General features: G+C 39.6%; 12 protein-coding genes. 5 read left to right on the forward strand and 7 right to left on the reverse strand.

All coding sequences use genetic code 11. The features are described from left to right. Window positions 1–65 precede the first annotated feature (65 nt). Window positions 66–584 (forward strand): hypothetical protein, encoded by a 519-nt coding sequence (locus tag TY87_RS19875; protein WP_100188389.1) that lies wholly within the window; start codon window positions 66–68, stop codon window positions 582–584. Between the two features lie 36 nt (window positions 585–620). Continuing rightward, window positions 621–1,973, forward strand: a complete 1,353-nt coding sequence (locus TY87_RS19880) for a DUF2254 domain-containing protein (protein WP_157789927.1) — start codon at window positions 621–623, stop codon at window positions 1,971–1,973. 31 nt (window positions 1,974–2,004) lie between these two features. On the opposite strand, the gene TY87_RS19885 is transcribed toward TY87_RS19880, so the two are convergent. Both TY87_RS19885 and TY87_RS19890 read right to left on the reverse strand, forming a co-directional pair. Continuing rightward, complete coding sequence (locus tag TY87_RS19885) at window positions 2,005–2,781, reverse strand: endonuclease/exonuclease/phosphatase family protein (RefSeq protein ID WP_100188391.1); 777 nt, start codon at window positions 2,779–2,781, stop codon at window positions 2,005–2,007. A gap of 48 nt (window positions 2,782–2,829) precedes the next feature. Continuing rightward, a complete protein-coding gene (locus TY87_RS19890) occupies window positions 2,830–4,284 on the reverse strand; it encodes a phospholipase D-like domain-containing protein (protein WP_100188392.1) in 1,455 nt (484 codons plus the stop codon). 185 nt (window positions 4,285–4,469) lie between these two features. Here TY87_RS19890 and TY87_RS19895 point away from each other — a divergent pair, with 185 nt between their 5' ends. Beyond that, on the forward strand, window positions 4,470–4,823 hold the full coding sequence (locus TY87_RS19895) for a YkgJ family cysteine cluster protein (RefSeq protein ID WP_100188393.1): 354 nt from the start codon (window positions 4,470–4,472) through the stop codon (window positions 4,821–4,823). A 74-nt stretch (window positions 4,824–4,897) separates the two neighbouring features. On the opposite strand, the gene TY87_RS19900 is transcribed toward TY87_RS19895, so the two are convergent. Further along, entirely contained in the window at window positions 4,898–6,919 is a 2,022-nt protein-coding gene (locus TY87_RS19900; RefSeq protein ID WP_100188394.1) for an oxidoreductase, read from the reverse strand. Between TY87_RS19900 and TY87_RS19905 the strand changes: the two genes are divergently transcribed. Then, entirely contained in the window at window positions 6,911–7,639 is a 729-nt protein-coding gene (locus TY87_RS19905; RefSeq protein WP_332835626.1) for a TetR/AcrR family transcriptional regulator, read from the forward strand. The two genes, TY87_RS19900 and TY87_RS19905, sit on opposite strands and share 9 nt — an antisense overlap. On the opposite strand, the gene TY87_RS19910 is transcribed toward TY87_RS19905, so the two are convergent. Next, entirely contained in the window at window positions 7,625–8,533 is a 909-nt protein-coding gene (locus TY87_RS19910) for a DMT family transporter (protein ID WP_100188395.1), read from the reverse strand. The two genes, TY87_RS19905 and TY87_RS19910, sit on opposite strands and share 15 nt — an antisense overlap. Window positions 8,534–8,641: 108 nt before the next feature. On the opposite strand from TY87_RS19910, the gene TY87_RS19915 reads away from it, so the two are divergent. Next, complete coding sequence (locus tag TY87_RS19915; protein ID WP_100188396.1) at window positions 8,642–9,577, forward strand: LysR substrate-binding domain-containing protein; 936 nt, start codon at window positions 8,642–8,644, stop codon at window positions 9,575–9,577. Between the two features lie 44 nt (window positions 9,578–9,621). On the opposite strand, the gene TY87_RS19920 is transcribed toward TY87_RS19915, so the two are convergent. The 3 genes from TY87_RS19920 to TY87_RS22825 form a co-directional block, all read right to left on the reverse strand. Beyond that, complete coding sequence (locus TY87_RS19920) at window positions 9,622–11,499, reverse strand: Lnb N-terminal periplasmic domain-containing protein (RefSeq protein ID WP_100188397.1); 1,878 nt, start codon at window positions 11,497–11,499, stop codon at window positions 9,622–9,624. Between the two features lie 118 nt (window positions 11,500–11,617). Beyond that, window positions 11,618–12,103 carry a DUF3015 domain-containing protein gene (locus TY87_RS19925; protein ID WP_100188398.1) on the reverse strand — a complete coding sequence of 162 codons (486 nt, stop codon included), beginning with the start codon at window positions 12,101–12,103 and terminating at the stop codon, window positions 11,618–11,620. 156 nt (window positions 12,104–12,259) lie between these two features. Continuing rightward, a partial coding sequence (locus tag TY87_RS22825) for a hypothetical protein (protein ID WP_232617189.1) occupies window positions 12,260–12,536 on the reverse strand: 277 nt, incomplete at its 5' end.

Here is a 12,536-nt window from a genome sequence, read left to right on the forward strand (position 1 = left end):
GTCCTTTACAGCCAAACAAGCACACTATTAATTTCGACACATGAACAGAATAAAAAGGAAATACCATGCCATCAAAACCTAATGATGATAAAAAGCCTCAGGAAGAGGCTCCCAAAAAAAAGCAGATTATGCTTATTATCGCTTTTTTTCTATGCTTTGTTTTTAGCGTCGCAGCTTCTTCTGGCGTCACTTACTTTCTTGTCCAATCTTCAAAAGAAGACGTCCTAGCCAACGAAAAGATCACAGAGCAAAGTGCTGCACTCTCAAATTTTGAGCAATCACTTTCTAAGCAAGACGCCAAAATAAAAGCGATCGAAGAACAAACCGATGTGCTTAAGCTTTATCTAAGACACAGTAGCGCAACAGCATTAAAAAATATCTTAGTCGATCAAGAACAAAATATTCAGGCTTATCTGAAGGTTATGAAATCGGCCATGCGAGACCTGTCTGAGCTCAGCCCAAGAACGACAGACTGGAATGACGAATATCAGTACCAACTAGACTTAGCACTAAAAGGCAGCATAGAAAGAGAAGACTTGCTAAAACTACTAAAAACTGGCGAGCCAAACGAAAAGAGTCAGTAGCCGCCAATTTTCAACAACACACAAGGACGTATCCTTTTGCAATTATCGATAATAAAAAACACCAAGATACTAAAAATATACGATGCGGTTAAAACCAGCTTCTGGTTTACCCCATGTCTGATTTTATCACTCACTATTTCAAGCTGCACATTACTACTGTTTATTGATCTATACGCGGGTCTAAACTCGTTAAATTGGCTAAATTTTCTATACCATGCCGATGCTGCTATCACTCGAGATCTCCTCACCACAGTGGCTAGCAGCATGATGACGGTAGTAAGTATCACTTTTTCGATTACCATAGTTGCTCTTACCAACGCTTCGTCACAATTTGGGCCAAGGTTAATTCGTAACTTTATGGAAGACTCAAGCACCCAAGTCGTACTTGGTGTTTTTATCTCCTTATTTATTTACTGCCTAATTTTGGCTCGAACAACCGATGATTTTGCTGGTGGAGCTTTCCTTCCGGGTCTTACTATTGCTGGCGCTATCGTCATGACGCTATGCGGTATTCTTTTGCTCATTTATTTTATTCATCACATTGCACTCAATCTGCAATCTGACAGCGTCATAGACAACGTTTATACCGAACTAAAAGACAGCATCGATCAGATTTTTAATTTGCAAAAAGAGGAAGAAGAAACAAGATCCTCAACAAATCAAAACAAAATTTTGGCAGCAAACCAAACAAAAGATAGAAACAAAGAAAACCAATTCAGAAGCCATTCATGTGGCTATATTCAAACCATCAACTATGCTGACCTCACCGATATAATGAGCAAACTAGATGGCCACATGAATATCTTAATCAATCCAGGGGACTTTGTGGTAAACCGGATGGTTGTTATGACAAGTGACATCAAACAATTCCCAGCAAAAGACGAACAAATACTGCACGAATGTTTTACCTTAGGTCCAAAACGCACACCATTACAAGACCCTGAATTTGCCGTTCACCAACTTGTTGAAATAGCCTTAAGAGCCCTTTCACCTGGGATAAATGATCCATACACGGCTATCGCCTGCATAGATAAACTCACCGCAGCGATTTGTGATTTGACTCAAAAAAACTTCCCTGAAGGCATCACCTATGATGAGAAAGGAGTAGAACGAGTAACCTACAAAACGACATCATTTGAAACCCTAGCCAATATCGCCTTTGACCAAATTCGCCAATATTCACAATCGTGCCTAGCAGTGCGTTTGCGTCAATTAGAAGGTTTGATTTGTATTGCTGAACAAGCAAGTCATGCAACTCATTGGTCTTTTGTCCGTCATCAAAAGCTCATGATCGAACATGGATTAGAGCAACAGCAACTAATAGACTTGGACAGAAAGGAAGTATCCATCCGCCTACAAGCCTTGAGTAAACTATTAGATAATGCGTAAAAAACCAACAATGATTAGCCTGTATAAAAAGCTAATCACCTGCGAAACGAAGTGACAAACTGATTGGGTAATGATCAGAAGAATGAATATCTGTGTGAACATGCACGTCTACAACGCCTAATCCACGGCAATAAATGTGATCAAGATGACGAAATAAATGACTTAACCTTGGCTGGCGAGTGATATCCACTTCTTTTAACGAGCATGAAATAGCTAGCTCATCAAAATACTGCATTCTTTTTTTGTTCCAAGTATTAAAGTCACCGGCCAATAATATCGGACCACTATGATGCTCTAGAGCCTGAAAAGCTTGGTCAAGATGCGCTCTGAATTTTTCGAAAGAAACAAAGTTAATCATGTGAGTATTGATAACGAGCAACGACTGCTCAAGGGAAGATTCTGTTGTATTTGCTAACGGATACTCGGTCGCCAACACCATTTTTTTAGTTTTAGTAATAGGTTCACTATGAGTAGATGCTGAAAAAAAATGCTTATTTGCCACAACGCTTGATCCGGTTTTAACACCCGTTTCAATATTAGATTTTACGTTTTTAAAGCTGCTTGCCATAATCCACTGATGTTGCGAAGAATGATTGAACATTCCATCAAAGGGGGAATTTAAAATAGCCTCTTGCAATAAAATTAAATCTTTATTATCAATGAGGGAAGCAAAATCGCTCTGCCAGCCCTTTCGTTTGCATTTAAATACATTCCACAATAACACTTTGATGTTTGGCCCTATCACCTGTTTCGAAGCGCTACCCATTATTTTTAACGATTCAACAGTGCTATAACGACTTTTCATCATAAAAAATAGCCTTTAAAAAATGATAACGACAACGAACAATTGTTCGCATTACAAATACGGAGAAAACAAACGAAATAGGTTATTACGGATTTTCTTGTAGATGGATAACCCTCGAACATCCTCTTCTAGCACACCTTCAGCGTTGAATTTTTTGGACTCAAATAATTCCGTCAGTAGCCCATTCAGATTCGTATCAAAGCACTCTAAATTGATTTCGAAGTTGAACTCTAAACTTCTGGCATCCCAGTTAGTTGAACCTATGAATGACCAGACATCATCAATAAGCACTATTTTACTGTGATCAAACGGCCGCTTATTTTTATATATTTTTATACCATGCTCTATAATTCTTGGATAATTGGCTTCCATAACCCAATCTACAAATAGAATATTACTGTGCTCAGGCACAATAATTTCAACAGACACGCCACGCAAAGCTGCGGCATGAAGAGACGTCATTAATGTTTGGTCTGGAATAAAATAGGGAGTGATGATTTTAACGCTTTTCTGCGCACAAACGAGTGCGTTAATTAGTGTCCAACGTATCCTGTTATGATGTTCATCCGGGCCATCTTGAATAACTCTAGCGACAACAGATTTATCATTTTTTACCTTCGGAGTGCTTGGGCTATAGGAAGGAAATTGAATCAACTCTCTTGTAGCAAAGAACCAGTCCTCTATAAAAACCTGGCTAATTTGATCAATAACAGGGCCCGTCACCTTAAAATGAACATCATCAATCGGGTGTTTTGCAGACTTAACCAGATTACTTTTACTGATATTCATGCCACCAATATAAGCTTCTTCACCATCAACACAGAGTATTTTCCTGTGGTTTCTTAGGTTAATAAAACGAATGCTTGTAAACGAAATCGCAGGTAAAAATTGTGCTGTTCTCACACCTCGTTTCTTTAATGCCCTATCTGATTTACGCCAACTGTAACCCACTCCAATGCCATCTAATAAAACATGCACTAACACACCACGCTGCTGCGCTTGCGCTAGTGCGTTAACAAATTGACGTCCAAGTGAGTCGTAATCAAAAATATAACTTGATAAAACTATGTGATGTTTTGCAGCTTGAATCGATTTTATCATCGCTGGATAAGCATTATCGCCGTTAACAAGGGGCTCAATACTATTATCATCAACATAATTCACTGGATGAATAGCGTACCCCGCGATGACAGAGGAATGCCAGTTTTCAGGTAGGCAATGAAAATCTATACAATCCTCTTTATAGCGGAAATCTTGCTTGAGCGTTTGAGGATGCTCTCTCTTTGCTATACGCCTAATGCGGTTTATGCCAAATAACCAGTAAAACAAACTGCCTAATACAGGCGAAAATATCACCAGGCCTATCCAAGCAAGAGAAGTACGTTCGTTTTCTTTGAACAGCAGCACATGCAAGGATGTCACAACAGACAAACCAATATGCAACACGACGATAATAGTTACCCAGTGAAAGCTAACCCATTCAAACAATGCTTCTAATACCTGCATAAACTCCAACTCTAATAATGTGCTGCCAATAATCGTTACTTTTATCAACTATTTTATATGTGATAAGTTACACCATTAATCAACGAGATAAAGTGATTTACAGAAAGCTTACGAGGTATTCGGGCAAAAATTAAGCTCAAGATATCAGCAATAATACTAAAACAGCGACCCAAAGGCAGAAACACATGACCAATGACCGAGACATTATTGCACGACTACGTGAGCGAATTCCGACCTTCAAATGCAAACCGGGCTGTCACGATTGTTGCGGGCCTGTCACAGCTTCTTCGGAAGAAATGTTACGCCTACCAGTTAAATCGGATGCAGAGCATGACGCAGCTTTAGAAGAGCTTAATTGCGTCCACTTAGGGCCGAATGGTTGCGAAGTGTACGATGAGCGTCCACTAATCTGCCGACTTTTTGGTACTACACCAAAAATGGCTTGCCCTAATGATTGTGGTCCAGAAACCATGGTTGATTCTAAAATTGAGGATCAGGTTCATCACTACATAGCCACGACTAGGCAAGTGTTAGTGTAAATATCCATGCTTAATAAATAATGAGAGTGATGAATCAATATCTTTAACCATCACTCTCTAAGCCTTTTACCTAATTATAATGAGCAAGCCAACAAGGTACCCTGCTTAATAGCCCGCTTCGCATCCAGTTCAGAAGCCACATCAGCACCACCGATAAAGTGCACCGCATGACCTATTTCGCGTTCTAATAATCGATTTGGCTCTTGTCCTGCGCACACAACAATCGTATCCACCTCAAGGCAACGGGCCTCGCCATTTACGGTTAAATGCAGTCCTTCATCATCAATACGCTGATAATCACAGTCTGACAAAAAGACGACGCCTTTTTTCGACAATTCGGTACGATGAATCCAGCCTGTCGTTTTGCCTAAGTTAGCCCCAACTTTGCTTTTCTTACGTTGTAATAAGAAAACCTCACGCTCAGCTTTTGCAAACACAGGTTTGATACCTTCCACGCCACCACGAGCGGAAAAACTCATATCCACGCCCCACTGAGTCATGAAGTCTTCAATCTTTTGCTCTTTATGAGCTACCGAATGAATTAAATACTCGCTGATGTCAAAACCAATGCCGCCGGCACCAATAACGGCAACTCGTTTACCAACAGGGTGACCACTCATCACATCTAAGTAACTCAGTACTTTTTGATGTTTTACTCCTTCAATCTCTGGGGTTCTAGGCAAGATGCCGGTTGCTAGTACGATTTCGTCAAACTTCTCTTTTTTTAGAAGCTCACCATCAACCTGGGTATTCAACTGAAGATTAACGCCTGTCAGTTCTACCTGACGCGCAAAATATCGCAAAGTTTCATAAAACTCACCTTTACCGGGGATTCGTTTGGCGATATTAAATTGCCCGCCAATTTCATTACTCGCATCATATAAAGTAACAAGATGACCGCGCTTTGCTGCCGTGGTTGCAAACGCTAAACCAGCAGGGCCAGCTCCAACTACGGCAATATGCTTAGGAGAATCAACTGGTGTGATAATGATCTCTGTCTCATGACATGCTCTTGGGTTGACCAAACAAGACGTCATCTTTTGATCAAACACGTGATCCAAACAGGCTTGATTACAAGCAATGCAGGTATTAATTTCGTCGGCACGATTTTGCTCTGCTTTTATCACAAACTCAGGGTCGGCAAGGAAAGGTCTCGCCATAGACACAATATCCGCATCGCCACGAGCCAGAACCTGCTCCGCTACTTCAGGTGTATTAATTCGATTAGAAGTGACCAAAGGAACAGATAAGGATTTACGCAGCTCTGCCGTTACCCAAGTGAATGCAGCTCGTGGTACTTTGGTAGCAATCGTTGGTACTCTCGCTTCGTGCCAACCAATCCCCGTACTTATAATACTGGCGCCAGCTTTTTCGATAGCAAGTCCAAGTTTCACCACTTCTTCAAGGTCACTACCACCTTCAACAAGATCCAACATAGACAATCGGTAGATAATAATAAAATCACTGCCTACGGCGTCTCGAATTCGTCTCACTATATCTGTCGGTAACTTGATTCTATGATCGTACTCCCCACCCCACTCGTCCTCACGTTGGTTTGTACGAGCAGCAATAAATTGGTTCAACAGATAGCCTTCTGATCCCATCACCTCAACGCCGTCATAACCCGCTTTTTTAGCTAAAGTAGCGGCATTGATAAAATCAGATATTTGTTTTTCAACGCCTTCTGGAGTTAACGCCTCAGGCTTAAAAGGATTAATCGGCGCCTGCAAGGCAGATGGCGCAACCAGTTTTGGATTATAAGCATATCGGCCCGTATGCAAGATTTGCATGCATATTTTCCCGCCTTCTGCGTGCACTGCATCGGTAATAATTTGATGCTTTTTAACATCTTCCTCAGATGCCATTGTCGCCGCACCAGCGTAAACAGCACCTTCAGAGTTAGGTGCAATGCCACCAGTAACAATAAGCCCTACTCCGCCACGAGCACGCTCAGCATAAAATACGGCCATTCTCTCGATTCCGCCCTTCACTTCCTCTAAACCTAAATGCATCGATCCCATCAGCACTCTATTTTTTAGCTGAGTAAACCCTAGATCTAATGGTTCAAATAAATGTGGATACGTTGAATGGCTCATAATCTGACTCACTTTGTTTATTATTTTTTGGTATTGCAGCTGCCCGCATGCAATTTTGACACTGTCAAGATAGGTTTTCATTTTGACATTGTCAAGATAGAAGTATTTAATCAGCCCATGTCGACATTAAAAACACAGTATCATCACGGTGATCTCACCAAATCATTACTTGAATCCGCCTCTTTAATCATCAAAGAACAAGGCGTCGAAAGTCTAAGTATGCGCAAACTTGCAGACACTGTTGGTGTTTCAAGAACGGCGCCTTACCATCACTTCAAAGATAAAAACGCGCTGCTTTGCGCACTAGCAGAACAAGGTTTTTACGAGCAAGCGAAAATGCTCCACTCTTTGCGAGCACAAAAAAACACCGCTGAAGAAGGTTTCAAAAAATATGTTCACGCTTATTTAGAATATGCGCTTAAACATAATGAAACTTATGATCTTATGTATGGCAGAACGCTATGGAAAGCTGGCAATCCAAGTGACTCGCTAAAAGCAGCTTCTAAGCAAACATTTAAAGCATGGATTGATTGGGTGGAAGAGTTACAAGAGCAAAATATCCTTCCAAGTAACAATACGCCACTCAGAATTGGACAAACAACTTGGGCTAGCCTTCACGGACTAGCCCGACTGTTTATAGATGGCATCTACCTAGATACAGAAGATTTAACAGATATGGTTGAACAAATGATTAAAAACCTTTGTTCAACCAGCACCTAAATTGGATCGGGTATTAGACATTAATTGCTCTTTCTTTAATCGCCTAATGTCCCTATGACTTAAATACAATAACGGTGTAATAACAAAAAGCGACCCAATGAAAACACCTAAGTCTGGTGTTTCACCAAATACCCACCAACCTAGCAAAAATGCAAAAATCAACCCTGAGTATTCAGCGCTAGTGACTTTACTCGATGCCACATAACGGTACCCAATAAGACAGGATACGCTGTATAAAATAGAACAAATTGAAGATACTGCCGCGTAAATCAAGATTTCAATTTCAAACGTTTCTCCTTCCCAAAATGCTAAACCACCCGCCAGCGGCAAAGCAAAAAACTGAGTAACAAATAAACCATAAAGCATACTTTGCTCTTGAGGCAGTTTTTTAATCAATAAGCTATTCGCCGCTAACACTACCGCAAATAAAATCGCACTTATCATGGCAAACGTCACTTCAGTTGGCCTTAAAATTACCAAAGTACCAATAAAGCCTAATACAGCAGCAAGTACAACATCCATAGTTAAGCGCTCTTTATAGAAAAAAGAGCCAAAAAGCATTATTAGAATAGGTGCTGTGTAAAACACTGCATTGGCTGTTGCTAAAGGCAATTCAGCTAAGGATATAACAAGAAGAACAGCCGCTAAAACCCATATATTCCCTCGAATAAAATGCCACTTTAAACCCAAGGTTGCCATTGACCTAGGTGAACGCAAGTATTTAGCAACTGCGATAGGACACAGAATAAGGCACATGAAGACTGCACGAAAAAAGGTGAACTGAAAAATAGCCACATCAACGCCTGCCATCTTAATAAAGACGTCGCACAAGGTTGCAAAAAAGCTTCCTAATACAAGAATTAAAATAGCACTGCTTACTGTACGACCTGACACAATTTATCTCCTAGAGAGCACGTATTATTCGCATCAGCTTAATGAGTACATGCCATTAGATAAAGTGATATATTTACCACTAGTATTAGTTATTTGGATAATAAGAATATGCTTCCTCCTCTAAAATCACTTCCCGTCTTCGAAGCCGTTGCTAGGCTAAACAGTTTTTCACTGGCTGCTAACGAACTCAATATCAGCCAGAGCGCCGTTTCGCATCAAATAAGGATTTTAGAAAACCATCTTGGAGAAAGCCTTTTTCATCGGCAAGGACGAAATCTCGAATTAACAAAGGAAGGGAAGCATTATCTAGATTCTATCAGCAATTCATTATTGCAAATTGAAGAGGCGACAAACCACATTAAAGGTCAACAAAAAACACATATCAGATTAGCTGTATACAGCTCATTTGCCGTCTATTGGCTCATACCAAGACTTCCAGAACTGAAGCACTTATATCCAAACCTAGAACTTAGCATTGAAATGAGTCATGGCACTCCGGACCTTTCTGATCGAACTGCAGACTTTTTTATCACCACAGAAAAAGAAAAACGAGGGTTTCTATTTGAATCTCTCTATCAAGAAGAGTTATTTCCTGTTTGCAGCCAAAGCTATTTTGAGACAATTAAGAATAAATTGGGAGCAATAACCCATCAAGAGCTAGTAAATAAATTAAGCTCGACTCCTAGCTCACTTGCTCAATTCCCACTTATTACTTCATACAGCATCTATGATCGTCACATAGAAGACTGGAAGCGGTGGTTTGCTAATTTAAAACACCCCTTACCTGAACACATTCAATTTCATCGATTCAGTCACCTTATGCTGGCTTATGAAGCCGCAAAACACTCGTTAGGGATCGCACTTGTAAATGACTACATGATGAGTGAAAAACATGATGAAACAACTCTAATAAAACTCCCTTGTAGCTCATTCAAGACTGGAGACAACTTCTATATAGCTTACAAAGAAAGTCGAAAAGATGAAGACGCAATAAGGTCTTTAAGAAGCTGGCTAAAAAAAGAGGCCAAAAATCTTATTAACTAGAATTTTCGTTACCCTAGTTAATTTCATCTTAGCCTCTTCATTAGTTAAAAATAATGTAATAGTGATAGCTGTGTTGTATTTTGTTTTAAGCCATCTTGCTTTTGTTGTTCTAGCTTCGCTCGAACTTGCCAGTCACTATCAACTAAATAAGACCATTCAATTTTGCCAATTTCTAGAGATTTTGCATGATGATCAACATCATCAAGGTACTCATAAGAAGCCATTAAGCGATGAATATCACCTGAATAAAGCCATTGTAACTGAGGCCCAACCTGGATTTTGTATTTTTGCTGATAGGTATCTTGATACTTGTCACTAGCGGAAGCACTACCATTAATGAGTACAGAAAATAAATGATTAGATACTTTCTCGGTAACACCTGCACCACCCTTTAGACGAAATACCAGAGCATCATCAATTACAAAATCTCTTACTAAAGAAGCGTTTATTTGCCAAGACTTAGGAATGACTAATGCATTTGAGGCTGCCAACGAACGAATATTAATAAAGGAAATTTCTTCAACACGCAGGCTATCTTCCTCACGAACACCCAAGGTACCGCTAAACATAGATAACTCAGCTCCTTCGAGATAACCGCCTTTCGAATCTAATAAATCATGATATGATGGGCGATACTCAAGTTGAGTGAAGTAATCACCTTCTGTCTCACCTACAGTCAGGCCAAGACGCTGAGTTTTATGACCTTCATCATCTCTCACCTCTGGAGGGGGAATCGGTAAAAACGCACTTGTTGTATCATATTTACTACGCAGTGATAGAAGCTTAATTGAGCGCGAGTTTAAATAGTCTAATGTTGATTTCTCTCTAGCTGAAAGGTAACGACTATACTGATAAGCAACCTCAAGTATCTGCGCTTGTTCATCTTCAGTAAAATCCAACAAGCCTTCCAGTGAAAGCTGTTCATTTAACACCAATGCTTTTACTTCTACTATTTGCTCATCTGTGAGCTCTTCTAACATATGTCCCATTTGAGCAACAACAGATGGTCGATAGCTCACATCTTGTAAAATACCAGCATTTTTTAACTCTCTTACTGTATCTGCTGGTATCGCCCAATAGTTAAAGTTCTTAGTCGTATTTAAACGCTCACTGCTAGCATCTAACATAGCTAATAATTGATAAGAGCAATTTTCTGAAAAGAAGTAATATTCCATATAAGTATTACGCACTTCCCATACATGTCGAATAAATTGATTTACCTCCTGCTGAGATAAATCCAACTTATACTCCCAAATATCTCTACTTTCTAAAAAATTGTATTCTTTTACTTTCTCATAATAAGGCGTTACTGAAACAACACCGGGATACCCACCTGTGAGCCCCTTATAACTAAAGACCAATTGGTTATCATTTGGATCAGCATTCGCGGCATAATTTACGGCAAAATCTAATAAAGGAGAATTGTTGCCTTTCTTTTTAATCCTCAACAACGTATGTCCATACATAGAAGAAGGACTATTTAAATAAGCTGCTGGAAAAACTAAGTAAATACTTTCACCATTTAATTTCCCATACCAATCTTGAAATTCAGGGCAATTAGGTTCAATAAAACTTATACCAAGATGCTGCTCTTTCAGCCAACTTAGTCTTGCAGGGTAACGACACTGACTGGCGTCATTAACATCTTCCCCCAGAAAAGGAGTTTGGAAAGCAGTCAATGTTGCAAGTAATTCAGCTTTAGGATCCAACATTCCCTGAGGAGATAAAAAAAATTTCGAATCATCTATCTGACTTTCATTAGGTGAAATAACGCCTATTTGGTGGTAATGCAGTAAGTCTAACCACAAAGAACTTTGTGCTAACTCTGTGAGCAAACTGTCATCTACAACTGCAGATTTAGGCTCAGTTCCGAATGCTGAAAAGCACCATAGTACAGACGATAAAAAAACTAAAAAACGCATATCAACTTACTTTTAGGTAGATGGGATTAATACAGAAAAACCGCTATTTTGTAGACAAAAAAAAGAGAGCTTATGTCTCTAAAAGACATAGCTCTCATTTAACAAAATACTATTAGAATTAACCTAAGTATTTAGACAATTCTTGGGAATTAGACATAACATTCGTAATCCCTTCATGTGCAGTCGTAGGAGTTACTTCTGCAGAAGCAAAGATCTGATCAAAATTTTGCTTCATTTGAGCATTGAACAATGCTTTATCTTCAGCTTTTACACCCATCAAAGAGGCAAAAGCATCAAGAGTTTCGCCATCACCTTTAGCCATATCTACAGCTAGAGGCTCAAGGTTTTCATTCAGAAAAACCGCTACACTACCAGAAAGAGGGCCATTTGCATCTTCACAGCCAAGAGTACCAGAAGTCATACCAAAACTTTGGTTGCCAGATGTACCATTTGTAGTTGCAGCCATTACGTGCTCATACCAAACATCAGCATTTTTAAAAACATACTCAGTACCTAGACCACAACCTGCCGGTCCATGACCGCCCGCTGCAAAAGAAGTTGCTGACATGCCGGCTAGTACGAGTGATAATGCTAACTTTTTCATATATATATCCTTTATATAGATTAGAAATTTTTCTGATAAATCAGTTAATTAAGACAGCACCATTATAAATATATAATGGTGCATGTACAGAAAGATGATGCCAATAATATTAAAATGGTCATATAGATTTAAAAACCTCCAACTATATAGTCCTTTCTACTTCCTATTGGCGACTTTCATCCAAATAAAAAGCACTACAGCCTTAGCTATCAGAGCCTTATTAATATAAAGCTTATGAATGCTTATCCGCTTGAGGCCCATAAATGGGATCCCCCACACACATATCCCCTTGCGTGACAACATAGACGAATAGGGAGCAGCTTCTGAACTCCTGCTACAAGAAGGATCGAGCGGTGACTCAATGCTTCTATAACCGTTGAATAGTATCTGATTTCCTGCAGGCAGCAGTCTGCTGAACTTTCCTTGAGACGAA

This window comes from Marinomonas sp. BSi20584, assembly GCF_002792415.1.
GTDB classification, from domain to species: Bacteria; Pseudomonadota; Gammaproteobacteria; order Pseudomonadales; family Marinomonadaceae; genus Marinomonas; species Marinomonas polaris.